The following is a 16,558-nucleotide window of genomic DNA, read 5'->3' as shown; positions in this document are numbered from 1 at the left end:
TTACTCCGTCGCGGCGGCGAACAGCTCGTTCACCTTGGCCCAGTTCACGACCTGCCACCACGCCTTCAGATAGTCGGCGCGCTTGTTCTGATATTTCAGATAGTAGGCGTGCTCCCAGACATCGTTCGCAAGGATCGGCGTGCCCTTGACCTCGGCGATGTCCATCAGGGGATTGTCCTGGTTCGGTGTCGAGATGACCCTCAACTTCCCGTCCGACCAGATCAGCCACGCCCAGCCCGAGCCGAAGCGTTTGGTCCCCGCTTCCTCGAAGGCCTTGCTAAAGTTGTCCCAGGAGCCGAAATCCTTGTCGATCTGGGCTTTCAAGGCATCGGACGGCGCGCCGCGCTGATCGGCCGGGGCCATCAGCGTCCAGAAAAGCGTATGGTTATAGTGGCCACCCGCGTTGTTCCGCACCGCCGGAGAGGCGGATGAAACGGACGCCAGGATCTCATCAAGGGTCTTGCCCTGCAGGGCGGGCGTGTCGGTGATCGCTGCGTTCAGGGCCTTCACATACGCGGCATGATGGCGGCCATGGTGGATTTCCATGGTCTGCCGGTCAATGACCGGCTCGAGCGCGTCGAAGGCATAGGGCAAAGGCGCTTGCTCGAACGCCGCCGACGGCGCGGTCGTCGCGGCGGTTTCCGCCGCCATGACGCCAAATGGCACGGCTGCAGCGAAGGCCAGCGACAGCGAAACAGCCAACATTTTGGGATTCATGGATGTTCTCCTTGGATGTAAGTGCCCGCGATGCTCCGGCGCCACCGCGCGGCGGTATCATAGGAAGCCATCATGGGATTGACGACCCCCTTGCGGCTTGACCCTGCGCATGGGGGCATGGAAACTCCGCCCGAACCAGCCCAGGAGGTGTCATGTTTCGCTACAGCAGGATTCGTTCGGCTCTCGCCGCGTTGGTTCTTCTCGCCGCCGCGCCGGCCATCGCCGCCGAGCCGCACGCGCATGCAACCGCGGCGGGCGACCTGGAAATCATCCATCCCTGGTCGCGGGCCACGCCCGGCGGCGCCAAGGTAGCCGGTGGCTACTTGGACGTCGTCAATCGCGGCGACAAGGCCGACCGGCTGATTTCGGCGACAGCCGACATCGCCGAGAAGGTCGAGATTCACGAATCCACCATGAGGGATGGCGTGATGGGCATGCGTCATCTCATGAATGGCATTGAACTGGCGCCGGGCGCTACGGTCGCTCTGAAGCCGGGTTCGTACCACCTGATGCTGATGAATCTGAAACGGCCCCTCAAAGAGGGTGAATCCTTTCCCGGTACGCTGACATTTCGAGACGCCGGCACTGTTGACGTGGTGTTCAGTGTCGAGGGCGCCGGCGCGACCGCGCCGACCATGCCCGCCGAACACCATGACGCGCACGATCACATGGGTCACTGAACGGATCAGGGTATCCGCTGCGAACCGGGGTTACGCGGGGCCGCGCGCGGGTCGTCCGGATGCCACTGCAACACCGGCTTCGGACGAGCGCGATCGATCAGCTTGCCCAGCAGCCACGGCACCGCCGCCATTATCAGCGTACCCACGGCCCAGACAGCGATGACGATGAATTCACCGGTGCCTGCCAGTACGCGGGCCAACCAGGAAAGGGTCTCGACCGTTTCGGGGTGCGACGTGACGGCGTCGGCGTTCCCCGACGCCCAGTTGCCCGAGACATCGATGACGGCATAGGCGACCCACGCCGAGATCGTCCAGAACGCAATGAAGATCGACGTCACGATCCAGAGAAACGCTTTCAACGCACGACCCTCCACGTGGTCGTGATCGACTCTTCCTCGACCCGGTTGCGCGCCACCTTGTCCAGATGGTCACGCAGCAGTTTCATATTGCGCAGATTGGCCCGGAAGAACACATCGCCGACCCAGCCCACCAAGGGAACGGCGCTGATGACCGTGTCGACGCCGACATTCGCCAGCATCCGCCCGATCAGAATCTTGGGCGCCCCGAGGCGCCGGGCCTCCCAGACCAGATAGGCCGACACGCCGCTGGACAGCAACGTGCCGGCACCCGGGAACAGGTTCAGCAGGGCATCCGCGCCAAAACGAATGTTGGTTCCGGGTAGGGTGAAGGCGCTGTCGAAGAATCGCGCAATGGCGTCGAGGCGAACGCGTGCCGCGGCGTGAGTCTCGTCAGCGGGCTGATAGTTTTCGAAAGTCGTCGATCCGGCATAAGCCATGGGAAACTCCCAGAATTCAGACGCCACAAGCGCCCGTCAGGTGGAAGAGTCCGACATCGCGGCAACCGCCGCCAGAGGGGCCCGGACCCAGTGCCGTTCAAGTGGCGATTCCGGAGACAAATTCAAGGTGCGAAAAAAATCTACCGCACGCCCTTGACGACGGCCGCTCGCATCCCCAATTCGCGCTCAACCCGTGGTCCGGGCCCCTCTGGCGGGATTTGTCGGCGCTCCCGCGATGTCGGACCTTCTTCGATATCGCAAGCCGACAGCAGAGGGAGTGCCCATTTTGGACATGGAGTTTCTGTTTGCCGACTGGCTCGGCAAGCCGCTGTGGATGTGGTTGTCGTTCATCGGCATCGTCATCAGCCTTCTCGTGATTGATCTTGGTATCCTGCACCGTAAGGAGCGGGAGATCGGCGTGCGGGAAAGCCTCTTGATGTCCGGCGTCTACATCAGCCTTGGCATCACGTTTGGCGCCTGGGTATGGTGGTATCTCGGCGCGGAAGCCGGGATGAATTATCTCACCGGTTTCGCGGTCGAGAAGACCCTGGCGATGGATAACGTCTTTGTCATCGCCCTGATCTTCACCTATTTCGCCATTCCGCGCCTCTATCAGCACCGCGTGCTCTTCTGGGGCATTCTGGGCGTCATCGTCCTGCGCGCCATCATGATCGGCTTCGGCGCAGCGATCGTCTCGGAATTTTCGTGGGTGCTGTACCTGTTCGCGGCATTCCTGATCCTGACGGGCATCAAGATGCTGATGTTCGACGACAAGCCCCGATCCATTGGCGACAACCCACTGCTCAAGTTCATCCGCCGCCGCTTCAATGTGACGGACGAGCTGCACGACCAGCACTTCTTCGTGCGCAAGCCCCACCCTGTCAGCGGCAAGGCGGTCTGGTTCGCGACGCCCCTCTTCCTCGCGCTGGTGTTGATCGAGATCGCCGACGTCATCTTCGCGGTCGACTCCGTCCCGGCGATCTTCGCGATCACGACCGATCCCTTCATCGTGTACACGTCGAACATCTTCGCCATCCTCGGACTGCGCGCGCTGTATTTCGCCCTGGCGGCCATCGTCGACCGGTTCCACTACCTGAAGACCGCGTTGGCCATCCTGCTGATCTTCATCGGCGGCAAGGTCTTCGTCGCGGACCTGCTGGGCATGGAAAAATTCCCGGCGGCCGCGTCGCTGGGCATCACCCTCGCCATCCTCGCTTCGGGCGTCGCGTACAGTCTCTGGAAAACGCGTAACGCGCCGCCCCCTCATGAAAAGGCCGTCCCGTGAACGAATTCCTCATGTCGATGCTGAGCATTTTCGTCCTCGAGCCATTTCAGGCCGAACTCAGCGAAACCTTGGCCTCTGCCCCGCGCGAGGTGATCGCTCAGGTCACCACGTGCCTCGGTGAGGCGCCCGCCGCCCTGTCGGAACGCGTGTCGGAACGGTGGGGCTGGAGCGCCGCGACCGCGCTGGGCGTGGCGTTCGGCATGACCAGCGCCGAGAGCGTGGTGGCCGAAGTTGTCCCGTCCTGCGGGCCGGCCATCGCCGCGGCGCGGCCCTATATGGGTTGAGCCGCGCGCCGCTTGTGAAGCCGTGCTATGAACCGCGCAGCGGTAATCGGAGACGCAGGCGGCCTTGGACTCTTTCGACGTAGTGGTGATCGGCGCCGGCGCCGCCGGCATGATGTGCGCGATCGAGGCGGCGCGGCGGGGTCGTTCGGTCCTGGTCATCGAACACGGCTTCGCGCCGGGCGAGAAGATTCGCATTTCCGGCGGCGGCCGATGCAACTTCACCAATCTGGGCGCGGGGCCGGCCAATTATCTGTCGGAGAATCCCCGCTTCTGCATCTCGGCGCTCAAGCGCTATACACAGCGCGACTTCATCGCCATGGTCGAGCGTCACGGCATCGCCTGGCACGAGAAGACGCTGGGGCAACTTTTCTGCGACGGTTCGGCGACCCAGATCGTCGACATGCTGGTGACCGAGATGAAGCGCCACGGCGCCGTGCTTCGCCTGGGTACAAAAATCGACACGGTCGAACGCCGCGACGCGGAATTCATCCTGACCGGCCCCGTGGGCCAATGGCGAGCGCAATCACTGGTGGTCGCCTGCGGCGGTCTGTCCATTCCCAAGATGGGCGCGACGGGCTTCGGCTACGATATCGCCCGCCAGTTCGGCCTGCGGATCGTCCAGCCCCGCCCCGCGCTCGTCCCGCTGACATTCACGCCGGAAATGCTGGAAAGCCTGAAGCCTCTGGCAGGCGTTTCCGTCGATGGCGCGGCGGTACGCTGCGGCAAGACCCGTTTCCAGGAAGCGATCCTGTTCACCCACCGCGGCCTGAGCGGGCCTGCAATCCTGCAGATTTCCTCGTTCTGGCGCGGCGGCGAGGAAATCGCCGTATCGATGCTGCCCCAGACAGATGTCTACGCCACCCTGCGGCAAGCCAGGGCCGACAATGGACGGCAGGCGCCGCAAACCGCCCTGTCTACGCTGCTGCCCAAGCGCCTGGCGCAAGCGGTTGTGGAACGTCAGGCCATCACCGGCACCATGGGCGATCTGTCGGACAAGCGGCTGCGCACCATCGAGGCCGCGGTCAATGACTGGCGTATCGTCCCGGCGGGCACGGAAGGGTATCGGACCGCTGAGGTCACGGCCGGTGGCGTCGATACGCAGAATCTGGACTCTCGAACCATGCAGGCGCGCGACGTGCCGGGGCTGTTCTTCATCGGGGAAGTGGTCGACGTAACCGGCTGGCTGGGCGGCTACAATTTCCAGTGGGCCTGGTCGTCGGGGTGGAGCGCGGGACAGGCCGCGTGATCCTGCGGCGCATACCCGCCGTATAGTGGGGATCTTATTGGCCAACAGACACAAACCACCATGATCGACTAAAGTTCCGACAAATATAAAATTCAGCAAAATATTTTAATATTAGAAAATTATTGGGACACTCGGTCATCCATAATCGCTCACCCCCCGTAACTTATACATTCCTCTATAGGGAGGAACTGGAAGGTCTATAGGAGACACTCATGCGTATTCACACCACTCATCGCGCCCTGATGCTGGCCGCCGCTGTTGCCCTGACCGCCGCGCCGACCGCTGTTCTCGCGGAAAGCATGGGCGCTCCCGCGGCGCAGGCCTCGTCCGCGACGAAGATGGTCGGCGGCGCCGCCATGTCGCCGTCAAAGAACATTGTCGAGAACGCCAGCGCCTCGAAGGATCACACCACTCTCGTGGCGGCTGTAAAGGCCGCCGGTCTGGTCGAGACGCTGCAGGGTCCTGGCCCGTTCACGGTCTTCGCGCCGACCGACGCCGCCTTCGCCAAGCTGCCCGCCGGCACGGTGGACACGCTGGTGAAGCCCGAGAACAAGGAAAAGCTGACCGGCATTCTGACCTACCACGTTGTGGCTGGCGATCATGACGCCGCCAGTATCGCGGCAGCGGCCAAGGCCAATGGCGGCAAGGCCGAGTTCACCACCGTTCAAGGCGGCAAGATCACCTTGATGGAAAAGGACGGCGGCTGGTGGGTCAAGGATACCAAGGGTAACAAGGCCAAGATCACCATCGCCGATGTTGACCAGTCCAATGGCGTCGTTCACGTCATCGATACGGTGCTGATGCCGTAATCCGTCGGTCAGAGACCAGACGACATGCAAGAGACGGCGGCGCCAATGGCGCCGCCGTTTTCATGACAGCACAAGCTCCTCGCCGGATTTCCATGCGATTTCAACGATAAATACGCAATTGTTCCGGCGCCGCCGCAAGCGGCTTCTTCCCTCGGCCGCGGATCGGGCGTAGGTTCGGCCTACGCGTCACGCGCAGGGAGGCGCAGTCATGGATGTCTACCGCCAGGTCATCGACCTGATCGTCACAGCGCCGGATCGCAAACCGGCTGGCGGCGTGCCCCGCATGCTGGACTCGCTGTTTGCTGAATTGGCGGCCCCGCATCCGCCCCGTCCCGTCGACGAAACCGAATCCATGATCTGGAGCGTATGGACGTCGCATCCTCACCCGAACGCCGCCGACGGCATGGCGCGGGCGCTGCGTATGATGCGCGCCGGATCCTATGAAGTGGCGGAACGCGAGCTAGACCGTGTCGTGGCCACTTTTCCCATGTGGGCGGAAGGCTGGAACAAGCGGGCCACCGTTCTTTTCCTGATGGACCGTGACGAAGACAGCGTCGCCGACATCGTCCAGACGTTGCGGCTCGAGCCGCGCCATTTCGGGGCGCTGTCCGGCTATGGACAGATCTGCCTGCGCCGGGGTGATGAAGCCGGCGCTCTGATCGCCTTCGAGGAAGCGCTGCGCATCCACCCGCACCTGGACAGCATGCGCGACGCGGTCGCCGACCTTAACCAGAAGCTGGGCGGCCTGCTCAACTGAACGTCAGGCGGCGTCATGGAAGATGACACCCAGCGTGAACCGCGCGCCCGAGCGCAACCGGCTGACGCCGTGACGCATGACCGCGCGGGAGATGCCGCGCACGCCTCTGACGGGACGCTGGTTGACCGGAAAGATCACTCCGTCTCCCTGCCGCAACGGCACGACCTCGACGCGTGACTGCATGCGCGCCCGCTGTTCGGTCAGCACGAATTCCCCGCCGGTGAAATCGTCCTGGGGCGAGGACAGCAGGAACGCCGCCTGCAGCGGGAACACCTGTTCGCCGTAAAGGTCCTGATGGAGATGATTGTAGTCGCCCGCGCCATATCGCAGCAGGAGCGGTGTCGGTCGCCGCTGGCCCGCCTCATGGCACCGGCGCAGGAAGTCGGCATGGACGTCCGGAAACCGCACGTCGACCCCCAGCGCGCCATTCCAGCCATTGGCGATGCGCGCCAGCGGCGGATAGAGGTTTTCGCGAAGCGCCGCGACCGGCCCGGGAAGCGGATAGGACAAGTACTTGTAGTCGCCGCGCCCATAGCCGTGGCGCTCCATGACCACCTGCTTGCGGAACCCATCCTCGCGGTCATAAAGACCGATGAGCCCGGTGCACTCCAAGACCGACAGCAAGCCGGGCACCAGCGCCCAGCCCTGCCCGTCCAGGTCGGTGGCAATTGCCTGCCAGTCGATGGCCTCAATCCGATGGGCGAGAGAGGATGTCATGGGCGCTCCAATGCTGAAGCCGCCAGTCTACCGCCGCCAAGACCGGACATCATCCCGTTGCTTGCGCCTAGAGATCGGGCCTCGCCGATGGGTCGGGCGTTTCCTGGCAGTAATAGGCGATCCACTTGTGCAGCCGCTGGTTGCCGATCTCGTTGCGGCCGAAAATCACATCCGGGATCGCGCCCGAGGCCAGGCCTTCCTGCACGCCGTCCACGGTCTTGTAGTCCTCGTCCCGCACCACCTCGTAGAGCATCTTGGTGCGCATGCCGAACATGGCCTTCTCTTCCTCGGTTTCCGGCACCTTGGGCGCCAGGAAGGCCTGGATCGTGTAGGACGTATCGTGGGTCGGGCCGGGAAACAGCTGGGACACCACGCCGCCCTCGCCATGGCGCACCGCCAGCGAGACATGCGGGAAGATGGTGCGGATCACGGTAAGGCCGTCATTCAGCGTCCGCTCCGCCGGCGGCTTTTCGGTTACCGGCAGGATGTTGTGATGCGCGAAGCCGATCCGCTGATGCGGGCCGAAGGCATCATAGGTCAGCACATTGGACTGGGAGAACGCCGCGATGGTCTTGGGATGGAGCGAGGCGATGTGATAGCCGTCCACATAACCGTCATGAGCCAGCTTCCAGTTGGCCGTCTCCAGAGATTGGGTGGCGCAGACTTCCCAGTCCGCCATCTCCAGCTTCTCCAGTTCCTCGCGGAAGCCGCCCAGCCACGCGTCGATGTCCATTGCGGCGCCCGGCGTCAGGCTGACGAAGATCAGGCCGGCCACTTCGGCGCAGGGCAGCTCGGTCAGGCCTTCGCCCGCCGTGTCGAAATCGCCGAACTTCTCCGGATCGGCCACCTTCACCAGCGCGCCGCGTTCGTCATAGGCCCAGGCGTGATACGGGCAGACCATCCGCACGCACTTGCCAGTCCCCTCCTCCATGACCCGCGCGCCGCGATGACGGCACGCGTTCAGGAAGGCCCTCACCACGCCGTCGCGGCCACGGATCATCACCACCGGCACGCCGGCCGCCTTCATCGCCTTGTACCGGCCAGGCTGACGCAGCTCGCCCGTGAAGGCGAGCAGCAGCGGCACCCGCTTGAAAATCCGCTCGACCTCGATCTTCCAGAGCTCGGGATCGAGATAGTACGAGGCCGGAATGCGCAGGATGTCCGGCGCGGAATCGGTGGTGCCGTCCCGCGCGTGATCGGCGAGCCGGTCAGCGATCTGGTTATAGTCCTCGAACCGGTCCATCCCGCTCTTCCCCCCGTTACAGCTTGACCACGACCTTGCCGAGCATCTCGCCCCTGGCAAGGCGGTCGATGGCCTGCGGCACATGATCGAAATCGAATACCTTGTCCACGGGCACGCCGATCTTGCCGGCCTCGGCAAGCTCGACCAGATGCGCGTGGTGGGCGCGGGTTTCTTCCGTCGTCCGGGCGCCGGCGAAGGCGCCGATCAGCGTGTAGGACTTCAGCACGACATGCAGCGGATCGACCTTGGGCCACGTCCCGCTGCCATAGCCGATGAACACGATGCGGCCATGCTGGGCAATGCACTTGGTCGCTGCCTCGTAGGCGCTGCCGCCAACCGGGTCGTAGACGATCTGGGCGCCAGCGCCACCGGTGAGTTCCCGCACGGCCTTGTGAATCGGCTGTTCGCTGTAGTTGATCACGTGATCCGCGCCGAGCTTGCGGCAGAACTCGGCCTTGTCGGCGCTGCTCGCCGTCGCGATGACGGTCGCGCCCATGGCCTTGCCCAGCATGATCGCCGCCGAGCCGGACGAGCCGGCGCCGCCCAGAACCAGCAGCGTCTCGCCCGCCTTGATCTGGCCGCGCTGCACCAGGCCGACATAGCCGGTGTGATAGGGCACGAAGAAACCGGCGGCTTCCTCGTCGCTCATGTTCTTCGGGATGGTCATCGCCGAATTGGTCGAGGCGAGGCAGTATTCGGCGAAGCCGCCCGCGCCGCTGGCGAACTGGGTCGAGGTCATGACCTTCTGACCGATCTTCACATCCGCCTCTGGACCGGCGGCGGTCACCACGCCGACCACTTCCTGGCCAGGGGTCACCGGCGGCGCGGCGACGGCCGGGTAGTTGCCGCGGATCATCAGCACATCCGGCAGACCCACGCCAGCGGCGGTCACCTTCACCTGAATCTGATTGCCCTTCGGCTCCGGCACCGGTGCATCGACCAGCTTCAGAACATCAATCGCCTCGCCGAACGTCTCGGCCCGCCATGCCCGCATCTCGATCCCCTTTACAAATCCTGAGTCCAGCCGGACGTTACCGTCCGGTCTATCCGGCGCGCAGGGTAGGACGGCGGACGCGGCACGGGCAAGGGGATTGGAAGACGAACGGCGCTACAGACCCCACCAGGCCGCCAGCGCCGTCAGACCCAGCCGGAGCGAGGCGACATCGGCGTCCCGGTCGAACTGGCAGGCGCGCTTCACCGAGTCCGCGGCCTCTCTGTCGAGCGCCTTCACATAGTCGTCCACCTTCGCCAGCAGTCGCCGCGCCACGGTGCGGCGACGGTCGTCGCCATCGAGCATGTCGGGTTCCGCCATCGACCGCGCACCGTCGCGCGGCCTCGCGATGTCCAATCCGCGCACGAAGGGACGGCCATGGGCGGTCCATGCCAGGTGCTGGTACTTCTCGCCCGCCTCGAACTGGCGGCGCGTGATCGCACCGCCCGCGAGTAGAATCGCGAGCCGCGAGTAGGAGAGGTCCGCGTCCCGGTCCGCGAGAACACGACCGTTCTCGATCAGGACCAATCGCGCGCCGACCATTTCGGCACGTCGCATCTGCTGCTGCAGCGTGCCGTGATCGCGGTCCGGCGCCCGGCCCGCCAGCGTGGTCTGTCGCCGTTTGGCCTGGGGATTTCGCGGCCTGCCGCGTCTTGCCATTCTATTCTACTCCGTCAGGGTCAGGATGCGCGGCTCGATCGGCGTTCACGTGCGAGCGCCAACACCTCCTCCGCCGTCACGCCCCATCGCTCGCCTACACGAAAGAGTGTTCGCGCCGTGTAAGGGCGCGGGATCATGTGGGGCCGGCGAATGGTGTTTTCGGCGCAGACGGGCGCGTGATGCCGCCGTAACTCATCGACGGCCTCCTGCAACTCGGGCACCAGAACCGGCGGGCCGGTTTCGGTGCGGCGGCGCAGGCCGATGGCGAGGAACTCGATGCCGTTCTCGCGGCAGATCTGTCCCGTCACGCGCGGCGCGATGCCGAGCGCGCGGCCGGCTTGTCCCTGCGTGCGGCCCGAACCGGCCATCTGCATCAGCTTTCCCGCCAGATAGCGGCGGTATTCCGGGCTCATGTTTCGTTTCGCCGTCATGGGCGCGCTCAGGCCATGATGCCCAGGCCGCGCAGCATGGCGACCAGACCGTCCATGTCACGCACCACCTTGTGATTGTGGCCGAGCCCACGAAGGCTCTCGCGCCAGCCCGCCTGCGCCGCCGAGAGGCATCCGCCACCCGTTTTGAGCTCGACCCAGCCGGTCATGCCGCCGGGCGCGGCGACAATCAGGTCGGGAACGCCGCCCCGCATACCGAGACGGCGGAAGCGCGAGATGGCGGCGTCCCGCTCACGCGGACTTCCTGCCAGCGCCTGACCATCCGCGGGATGGAGAAAGGTGAGTCGTTCCTGACGCTCCAGGAAGGTCAGCAGATCAACCGCCTCCCGGTGAAGAAGAACTTCACGGGACTCCGGCGGAACGGCCATCATGGGCATGTTCGGTCCTTTCGTGATGCACGGGGCGGCCAGGACGATGGCGTCGTCACTTCACGCCGCTATCCAGTAATATTACTTTTGGTTATATTTCCAATGGCGAACGAATTCCGCCATATGTCTCCGTCGCTTACGCTCAGGTTGGCAATGCCCAAACTCCTTTCGCCCCATCTCGCTGACTTTTCCCGGCGCCTCCAATCCGTTCGAGAGGCGAGTTCATATGCGACGCGGCGTGCGTTCGCCGAGGCCCTGGGCGTGGCGGAAGGCGCTTACGGCAAGTACGAGCGGGGCGAAAGCTATCCCCATCCGGAGACTCTCGGCCGCATTCGCCAGCTTACCGGCGCAACCGCCGACTACCTCTACTTCGGCGACGTATCAGGGCTTCCCCTGGCGCTTTATCGCCGGATCCAGTTAATGGAGGGGTAGTTCGAAGAGGGATTTTGCCACCGGTCCAAAGCACGCCGCCTATAGGAACATTTCATGAACATACTATATCGCCCTCAATCTTCACCGGTCAAACCACATCACTAAAAGTTATTCTTTCTTGCCCAAGAGCCATAGTCCGACAAAGGATGGGGCTCACGCAGCGTGAGGGAATCGAGAATGCATGCGATGCGGTCGGAAATGATGCTTGATGTCGTATACCGCCTGCGCGACCTGACCGGCGGGATCGAGCCATGGTCGGAGTCGGGTCCAGACGGTCAGCGCGGCGGGTTTGCCTGGACGGATCGGGATGGCCATGCATTCGACGTTGTGATCCGCCCAACCGGGAGCGCCGCGCCGAGAGCCTGCAGGTTCTGGAAAACGGTGGAGCTGGGGAATGATTTCGCGTTTCTGACCGATCAGGCCGGCTGGCGAATGGCCACCGCCTTGCAGTACGACGCAACGGAACGCGAGAAAAAATGAGGGCGCCCGGGAGGGGGGATCCGGGCGCCCTGCCGTCCCCGCATGTGGCGGAGGTCGGAAGTCTAGGAAGTCACCGCAGAAGCGGTATCCCCGGGGGAGGGATATTGTTGAAACGCGATCTTTCCGGCTGAGTTCCTGGGCCCATCAAAAAATTTTCGGCTTGCTTGGGCCCTGAGCGCGGGACCGCCGCTACAGCCGCAGGACGAAATCCCGCGTCACACAGCCTGCCGATAAAGGGCAAAGTCTCTCACTGAATGCAAGATTGTAGGCAGTATTGATGGATTTCATTCCAGCAGCACCGCTGAAGACATTTTCTCGCAGCACACTGTCTGTATCATGATACCGATTCAATATAGAACATATCAAAGACTGATCTAGATTAGTTCTTCTCTTCAGGAGGCAGAAAGTCTCGCGCCCACGATTTTCGCAACAAGGAGCGCATTCAAACCATTATTCTGACACAATCGAACCAAACTTCTCCGGCATCACAAGGATGTGATGGGCACCTTGGGTTAGTTCCAGAGCGTTGGACAGGCGGGATTATCGCCTGAGCAACTGCTTAAAGTTTAATGTGAATTCGATCCAAGAGGGGACGAATGGGGCAACATGCCATATGGCTTGTCGACCGAAGCAAACTCTTTCGCGAAGGGCTCAAAATGCTGCTTCGCGATTCTGTTTTCACCGTGACGCTTGAAGCGCCGGACATCAGTCAGACCGAAGACCTGACGGCCGAGCAGCAGCCTTCCCTCATCCTGGTCGCGCTCACCACGCAACTCGAACAAGCCAGCGAGGAGGAACAGCAGTTGACGCATCTCTGCAGTTCCACCGAGACCCCAGTCGTGGTGCTGTCGGACCAGATGTCACTGCAGCAGCTCAAGGCCGCCATGAAGGCCGGGGCCAACGGTTATCTGCTGCGCGATATCACGCCTGATGCGCTCAAGCAGTCGCTGATGCTCGTCATCACCGGCGAGAAAGTGTTGCCCAGCGACCTCGTCGATGTCCTGGTATCGGGTCGGTCATTGCGGATGGCCGAGCCGGCGAACGATCTTCCCCCGGATTTGTCGGCGCGCGAGCAGTGCATCCTCAATTGCCTTGCCCACGGTTATCCCAACAAGATCATCGCCAAGCGGCTGAATATCGCCGAGGGAACCGTTAAGGTTCACATCAAGACCGTGTTCAAGAAGATCCGTGCGAGAAATCGCACCGAAGCGGCGATCTGGGCCCTCAATCATGGCTATGGCCACGACAGCTCATGCGCCTCCTGAGGATCCGCTAGCGAAACTCCGCCGTCCAGTCATCCTGATGGTCCTCCGGTTTCGCCCCTTCCGCCGCTTCGGCATCATCCCCGTTCAATAATCCGGTCCAGCCATCGACGGGAGCGCTGCTCGATTGACGATCATCGGGGGCATCGTCCCTGGAGGCCGCCACTTTTTCGATAGGGATCGCCGTCTCGTCGCCTGGACGCGGCCCCTCCGCAGGCACGCTTGCCGGCGGAGCCGAGGAATCGAGTTGCCCAGGCACGCCTGACTGGGGCGGCCTGATACCCACGGTGGGACGAACAGGCTGCGGTCGCACCCCTTCGGGTGCGTCGATGGACGTGACATCCGCGATAGGTTCTCCGGCGAAGCCGCTGGAAACCGGCGCAAAGACCGCAAAGCCCAAAACCAGCCCTAACCTCAACATCTTCATACCTCCAGTGACGGTGCCGTGCACCGAAATGCTAATTGCCTCACCTGGAGCCCGCTTTGAAGACATGCAAGCCGTCTACCTCGTAATTTCCGCTTCTTAGCCCGGACGAGGACTAGAGCGGTCTTGCCGCCGCCGGAGTCTGGAAAAGCTCCAACCACCGCCGAAACGGCTTCCTGAATCATGAAACATCACAATCCGTGTGGAATTTGCGGCGCGGCTTTTCCAATGCGGGCGCGGCGGCGATAATTTTGCCGCCTAGCGGATCATAAAATCCAAAAAATATCCATTTTTACCCTTTAGGGAAAATATCATCTCAATAAATATCAAATGTAATACCCACAATGCAGCCCTTACTATCCGCCTTTATTTGCCTCTATCTTGCCTAAATCGAGTTTACGAAGCGATCTTCCAGCTACCCAGAATGGGTCTTGAGCCAACGGATCCTGAATTCACAATCACTGTTAGGCGTTTGGCACTTTGTCAAACGGGAGGGCCTATGTTTATCGCAAGACTAGTCATCACAACCTTGCTCGGCGCGACGCTGGCCGGTTGTGGCGCAACCCAGATCTACGGCAGCAAAGGTGTTGAGCCGACCCTCAGTTTCCCCGTCACCAACAACGACACGCCGTACACGCGCTGCCTCGCCGCGCTGGCGAGCCAGCCGGGTAACAGACTGCCGGTGATTTCGGTCGGCGAGGTCGCCGACAAGACCGGACAGCGCGAAGGCCTGGGCGAAAGCTCCGTCGCCAGCCAGGGCATCAGCGAGATGGTGATGAGCGCCTTCTACAAGTCCGGCAAGACACGGATGGTCGAACGCTTCGATCTGCGGATTCCGCTGGCCGAAAACAAGATGACCGAAACCAAGATGATCACGCAGCAGGCAAGCCAGCCGGTCGGTCCGGTCCGGGCCAGTGACTTCGTGGTCCTCGGCGCACTCACCGAGCTCAACTACAACATCTTGAGCGAAGGGGCGGGACTGTTCATTCAGGGCGCCGGCGCCAAGGGGCGGACAGTCATCATCAATGTCGGACTCGATCTGCGCATGATAAACGCGCAGACCTTCGACGTCATTTACGTCAGTTCTCTTCAGAAACAGATTTATGGATTTGAGATCGAAGCAAACGTTTTCCGTTTCTTCGGCTCTCAACTCGTCGAGTTCGACGCGGGTCGTATCAAGAACGAACCGCTGCAACTCGGCGTACGGTCCGTCGTGGAAATGTCCGTGTACCAATTCATGACGGAATATCTCGGTCTTCCCGCGTCGCCGGAGTGCGCGCTGGAGCGGACCGATTTCATGAACACTTACCTCGAAAAAAGAAAGGGACTCTGATCATGTCGATCAACATCAATAAGGCAGGGCTTCTGGCCGGCGTATCCGCCGCCGTGCTGGGTTTCGCGACCATGGGCGCTCTGCCCGCCAAGGCGTTCGACGACGTCAACTGGCGCTGGGACGCCCAGATCAACGAGACGATCACCAAAACCGGCGTCATCAACTTCACCCTGGAACCCACGGGCATGGTCATGCTCGAAGATCTCCAGATTTCGATCGGTGACGTGACCGCGAATTCCACCGTGAGCGGCATCTACAACCACCAACCTTCTGGCCCCGGTGAAGGCGGCCCGATGGAAGTCGATCTGGGTTCGATCGACGTCGACGCTCAATATGGCCTCGGCGGCGATTTCCTCCCCGGCGGCACCGCGACCGGCGACGTGGTCACCGGCACCATCGAAAACGGCAATGTCAACGAGACCGACATTCCCGCCGATGGCGTCAATGGCAGCGTTTCCACCACGATCGATCTGGGCAGCATCACCGTCGAGATGGAGCCCGGCGAATCCGAACCGCTGGACGCCCTGACCGAACTGCCGGAAGTGATCAGCGCCGCGACCGCGGTCGCCAACAACACCAGCATCAGCGGCGACACGGCTCTCCAGCTTCATGAAGAGCAGTGGGCCGTTGGCGATATCACGCTGGGCGGAGAAAACAGCGCCTCGGACGGTCTGAGCCTGGGTTCTCTCGGCAGTGTCGAGCCGGCCAAGGTGAAGGCGACGTCGGAAGTCTATGACATCCTGAACGCGTCGGTCGACAGCTCGGCCACCGCCGTTGGCAACAACCTGACCGTCGATATCGAAGCCACCGGCGACGATCGGCTTGCCATCGCGGACGTGAAGCAGATCGCAATCGCCGACGTCAGCGCCAAGTCGGACGTCTACGACATCAACGTCTACAACTACACCAACATGGGCGCGCTCGACCGCCCGCTGGTGAACTCGGTTGCGACCGCGGTGGGCAACAACAAGTCGATCAGCGTCAATGTTCCCTCGGTCAACCCGGGCGGCGACACGGGCGGCGGCGAGTAACGCCTCGACGACGAGCCAACGGGTTTCGCCGGGGAAGACCCCCTCTCTTCCCCGGCGGCTCCCCCCACAGCCTCTTGCACAGGATGATTTCCGATGAAGGCTTCTTTTCCCATCTGCGTCATGGCTGTCGCCGTCATCACCGGCGTCGCTCCGGCGAGCGCGCAGCAGATCGGCAAGACACCCTGGGACTCGGCCCGTTCTGCCAGCCTCTCCGCACAATTCCAGTTTCAGCGCCAGATGAGCGGCGGCAGCGGCGGCATGGGCGCACTGACCCAGTATGTCACCAACTACAATTCCAGCTCGACCTCCATCGGCAACTACACCGAGGTCGTCCAGAACCTGGGCGATGGCGCGACCGGCTCGGTGACGCAGAATGCGGAACAGAGCAACAGCGGCACCCAGGGTTCGGAATCGAGCACCGCCGGCAACGAAACGTCCAACGGCAGCGACAATGTCGCCGTGACCGGCAAGGGTCGAAGCGTCAATTCCGCGACCGCCTCGAAGACCGAGCAGGCGCCGAGCGCCGCCTTCACGAGAGGCAGCTGGTTCGGCGCCGAAAATCAACAGCCAGCAGCCAGCGACAACTTCTGATCG

At 62.6% G+C, this 16,558-nt stretch carries 22 protein-coding genes; 12 read left to right on the top strand and 10 right to left on the bottom strand.

Going from position 1 to position 16,558, the window contains the following annotated elements; genetic code table 11:
- Positions 1-717 carry a superoxide dismutase gene (locus WJU17_RS18380; RefSeq protein WP_346328844.1) on the bottom strand — a complete coding sequence of 239 codons (717 nt, stop codon included), beginning with the start codon at positions 715-717 and terminating at the stop codon, positions 1-3.
- A gap of 152 nt (positions 718-869) precedes the next feature.
- On the opposite strand from WJU17_RS18380, the gene WJU17_RS18375 reads away from it, so the two are divergent.
- Entirely contained in the window at positions 870-1,397 is a 528-nt protein-coding gene (locus WJU17_RS18375) for a copper chaperone PCu(A)C (RefSeq protein WP_346328843.1), read from the top strand.
- A gap of 5 nt (positions 1,398-1,402) precedes the next feature.
- Here WJU17_RS18375 and WJU17_RS18370 read toward each other — a convergent pair whose 3' ends face one another.
- A complete protein-coding gene (locus tag WJU17_RS18370) occupies positions 1,403-1,756 on the bottom strand; it encodes a hypothetical protein (RefSeq protein WP_346328842.1) in 354 nt (117 codons plus the stop codon).
- Positions 1,753-2,193: a DUF4112 domain-containing protein gene (locus WJU17_RS18365; RefSeq protein ID WP_346328841.1), complete on the bottom strand. Its 441-nt coding sequence runs from the start codon at positions 2,191-2,193 to the stop codon at positions 1,753-1,755. Before WJU17_RS18365 ends, WJU17_RS18370 begins: the two co-directional genes overlap by 4 nt.
- A 292-nt stretch (positions 2,194-2,485) precedes the next feature.
- Here WJU17_RS18365 and WJU17_RS18360 point away from each other — a divergent pair, with 292 nt between their 5' ends.
- The 5 genes from WJU17_RS18360 to WJU17_RS18340 all read left to right on the top strand — a co-directional run bounded on the left by WJU17_RS18360 (position 2,486) and on the right by WJU17_RS18340 (position 6,574).
- On the top strand, positions 2,486-3,478 hold the full coding sequence (locus tag WJU17_RS18360) for a TerC family protein (RefSeq protein ID WP_346328840.1): 993 nt from the start codon (positions 2,486-2,488) through the stop codon (positions 3,476-3,478).
- 11 nt (positions 3,479-3,489) lie between these two features.
- Positions 3,490-3,762, top strand: a complete 273-nt coding sequence (locus WJU17_RS18355) for a hypothetical protein (protein WP_346328839.1) — start codon at positions 3,490-3,492, stop codon at positions 3,760-3,762.
- Positions 3,763-3,826: 64 nt separating this feature from the next.
- Complete coding sequence (locus WJU17_RS18350) at positions 3,827-5,008, top strand: NAD(P)/FAD-dependent oxidoreductase (protein ID WP_346328838.1); 1,182 nt, start codon at positions 3,827-3,829, stop codon at positions 5,006-5,008.
- Between the two features lie 299 nt (positions 5,009-5,307).
- Positions 5,308-5,817 carry a fasciclin domain-containing protein gene (locus tag WJU17_RS18345; RefSeq protein WP_346328990.1) on the top strand — a complete coding sequence of 170 codons (510 nt, stop codon included), beginning with the start codon at positions 5,308-5,310 and terminating at the stop codon, positions 5,815-5,817.
- A gap of 208 nt (positions 5,818-6,025) precedes the next feature.
- On the top strand, positions 6,026-6,574 hold the full coding sequence (locus WJU17_RS18340; RefSeq protein ID WP_346328837.1) for a tetratricopeptide repeat protein: 549 nt from the start codon (positions 6,026-6,028) through the stop codon (positions 6,572-6,574).
- A 3-nt stretch (positions 6,575-6,577) separates the two neighbouring features.
- Here WJU17_RS18340 and WJU17_RS18335 read toward each other — a convergent pair whose 3' ends face one another.
- The 6 genes from WJU17_RS18335 to WJU17_RS18310 form a co-directional block, all read right to left on the bottom strand.
- Entirely contained in the window at positions 6,578-7,291 is a 714-nt protein-coding gene (locus WJU17_RS18335; protein ID WP_346328836.1) for a 2OG-Fe(II) oxygenase, read from the bottom strand.
- A gap of 67 nt (positions 7,292-7,358) precedes the next feature.
- Positions 7,359-8,534 carry an aromatic ring-hydroxylating dioxygenase subunit alpha gene (locus tag WJU17_RS18330; protein WP_346328835.1) on the bottom strand — a complete coding sequence of 392 codons (1,176 nt, stop codon included), beginning with the start codon at positions 8,532-8,534 and terminating at the stop codon, positions 7,359-7,361.
- A gap of 16 nt (positions 8,535-8,550) precedes the next feature.
- Positions 8,551-9,528, bottom strand: a complete 978-nt coding sequence (locus WJU17_RS18325; RefSeq protein ID WP_346328834.1) for an NADPH:quinone oxidoreductase family protein — start codon at positions 9,526-9,528, stop codon at positions 8,551-8,553.
- 114 nt (positions 9,529-9,642) lie between these two features.
- The gene (locus WJU17_RS18320; RefSeq protein ID WP_346328833.1) at positions 9,643-10,185 is read right to left on the bottom strand and encodes a hypothetical protein; all 543 of its coding nucleotides are present in this window, start codon (positions 10,183-10,185) and stop codon (positions 9,643-9,645) included.
- Between the two features lie 20 nt (positions 10,186-10,205).
- Positions 10,206-10,616, bottom strand: coding sequence for a hypothetical protein (locus WJU17_RS18315; protein WP_346328832.1), 411 nt, complete (start codon positions 10,614-10,616; stop codon positions 10,206-10,208).
- 8 nt (positions 10,617-10,624) lie between these two features.
- The gene (locus WJU17_RS18310) at positions 10,625-11,011 is read right to left on the bottom strand and encodes a hypothetical protein (protein WP_346328831.1); all 387 of its coding nucleotides are present in this window, start codon (positions 11,009-11,011) and stop codon (positions 10,625-10,627) included.
- A gap of 93 nt (positions 11,012-11,104) precedes the next feature.
- Here WJU17_RS18310 and WJU17_RS18305 point away from each other — a divergent pair, with 93 nt between their 5' ends.
- The 3 genes from WJU17_RS18305 to WJU17_RS18295 all read left to right on the top strand — a co-directional run bounded on the left by WJU17_RS18305 (position 11,105) and on the right by WJU17_RS18295 (position 13,179).
- A complete protein-coding gene (locus WJU17_RS18305) occupies positions 11,105-11,434 on the top strand; it encodes a helix-turn-helix transcriptional regulator (protein ID WP_346328830.1) in 330 nt (109 codons plus the stop codon).
- Positions 11,435-11,611: 177 nt separating this feature from the next.
- Positions 11,612-11,914 (top strand): hypothetical protein, encoded by a 303-nt coding sequence (locus WJU17_RS18300; RefSeq protein WP_346328829.1) that lies wholly within the window; start codon positions 11,612-11,614, stop codon positions 11,912-11,914.
- A 596-nt stretch (positions 11,915-12,510) separates the two neighbouring features.
- Positions 12,511-13,179, top strand: coding sequence for a response regulator transcription factor (locus WJU17_RS18295; protein ID WP_346328828.1), 669 nt, complete (start codon positions 12,511-12,513; stop codon positions 13,177-13,179).
- 7 nt (positions 13,180-13,186) lie between these two features.
- On the opposite strand, the gene WJU17_RS18290 is transcribed toward WJU17_RS18295, so the two are convergent.
- Positions 13,187-13,597 (bottom strand): hypothetical protein, encoded by a 411-nt coding sequence (locus tag WJU17_RS18290; protein ID WP_346328827.1) that lies wholly within the window; start codon positions 13,595-13,597, stop codon positions 13,187-13,189.
- A gap of 502 nt (positions 13,598-14,099) precedes the next feature.
- Between WJU17_RS18290 and WJU17_RS18285 the strand changes: the two genes are divergently transcribed.
- From WJU17_RS18285 to WJU17_RS18275, 3 genes are all read left to right on the top strand, one after another.
- Complete coding sequence (locus tag WJU17_RS18285; protein ID WP_346328826.1) at positions 14,100-14,933, top strand: CsgG/HfaB family protein; 834 nt, start codon at positions 14,100-14,102, stop codon at positions 14,931-14,933.
- A 2-nt stretch (positions 14,934-14,935) separates the two neighbouring features.
- Entirely contained in the window at positions 14,936-15,964 is a 1,029-nt protein-coding gene (locus tag WJU17_RS18280) for a hypothetical protein (protein WP_346328825.1), read from the top strand.
- A 93-nt stretch (positions 15,965-16,057) separates the two neighbouring features.
- Complete coding sequence (locus WJU17_RS18275; protein WP_346328824.1) at positions 16,058-16,555, top strand: hypothetical protein; 498 nt, start codon at positions 16,058-16,060, stop codon at positions 16,553-16,555.
- Positions 16,556-16,558 lie beyond the last annotated feature (3 nt).

Source organism: Iodidimonas sp. SYSU 1G8 (genome assembly GCF_039655775.1).
Taxonomy (GTDB): Bacteria; Pseudomonadota; Alphaproteobacteria; order SMXS01; family SMXS01; genus RI-34.
This window is presented reverse-complemented; position numbering and strand designations above follow the sequence as displayed.

Bases quoted from the DNA above. Each gene is read 5' to 3' on its own strand.
- WJU17_RS18275 (WP_346328824.1), top strand. From the start codon at position 16,058: ATGAAGGCTTCTTTTCCCATCTGCGTCATGGCTGTCGCCGTCATCACC.
- WJU17_RS18285 (WP_346328826.1), top strand. From the start codon at position 14,100: ATGTTTATCGCAAGACTAGTCATCACAACCTTGCTCGGCGCGACGCTG.
- WJU17_RS18360 (WP_346328840.1), top strand. From the start codon at position 2,486: ATGGAGTTTCTGTTTGCCGACTGGCTCGGCAAGCCGCTGTGGATGTGG.
- WJU17_RS18290 (WP_346328827.1), bottom strand. From the start codon at position 13,597: ATGTTGAGGTTAGGGCTGGTTTTGGGCTTTGCGGTCTTTGCGCCGGTT.
- WJU17_RS18295 (WP_346328828.1), top strand. From the start codon at position 12,511: ATGGGGCAACATGCCATATGGCTTGTCGACCGAAGCAAACTCTTTCGC.
- WJU17_RS18340 (WP_346328837.1), top strand. From the start codon at position 6,026: ATGGATGTCTACCGCCAGGTCATCGACCTGATCGTCACAGCGCCGGAT.
- WJU17_RS18310 (WP_346328831.1), bottom strand. From the start codon at position 11,011: ATGCCCATGATGGCCGTTCCGCCGGAGTCCCGTGAAGTTCTTCTTCAC.
- WJU17_RS18355 (WP_346328839.1), top strand. From the start codon at position 3,490: ATGTCGATGCTGAGCATTTTCGTCCTCGAGCCATTTCAGGCCGAACTC.
- WJU17_RS18380 (WP_346328844.1), bottom strand. From the start codon at position 717: ATGAATCCCAAAATGTTGGCTGTTTCGCTGTCGCTGGCCTTCGCTGCA.
- WJU17_RS18325 (WP_346328834.1), bottom strand. From the start codon at position 9,528: ATGCGGGCATGGCGGGCCGAGACGTTCGGCGAGGCGATTGATGTTCTG.
- WJU17_RS18330 (WP_346328835.1), bottom strand. From the start codon at position 8,534: ATGGACCGGTTCGAGGACTATAACCAGATCGCTGACCGGCTCGCCGAT.
- WJU17_RS18320 (WP_346328833.1), bottom strand. From the start codon at position 10,185: ATGGCAAGACGCGGCAGGCCGCGAAATCCCCAGGCCAAACGGCGACAG.
- WJU17_RS18305 (WP_346328830.1), top strand. From the start codon at position 11,105: ATGGCGAACGAATTCCGCCATATGTCTCCGTCGCTTACGCTCAGGTTG.
- WJU17_RS18335 (WP_346328836.1), bottom strand. From the start codon at position 7,291: ATGACATCCTCTCTCGCCCATCGGATTGAGGCCATCGACTGGCAGGCA.
- WJU17_RS18280 (WP_346328825.1), top strand. From the start codon at position 14,936: ATGTCGATCAACATCAATAAGGCAGGGCTTCTGGCCGGCGTATCCGCC.
- WJU17_RS18315 (WP_346328832.1), bottom strand. From the start codon at position 10,616: ATGACGGCGAAACGAAACATGAGCCCGGAATACCGCCGCTATCTGGCG.
- WJU17_RS18345 (WP_346328990.1), top strand. From the start codon at position 5,308: ATGGGCGCTCCCGCGGCGCAGGCCTCGTCCGCGACGAAGATGGTCGGC.
- WJU17_RS18365 (WP_346328841.1), bottom strand. From the start codon at position 2,193: ATGGCTTATGCCGGATCGACGACTTTCGAAAACTATCAGCCCGCTGAC.
- WJU17_RS18375 (WP_346328843.1), top strand. From the start codon at position 870: ATGTTTCGCTACAGCAGGATTCGTTCGGCTCTCGCCGCGTTGGTTCTT.
- WJU17_RS18300 (WP_346328829.1), top strand. From the start codon at position 11,612: ATGCATGCGATGCGGTCGGAAATGATGCTTGATGTCGTATACCGCCTG.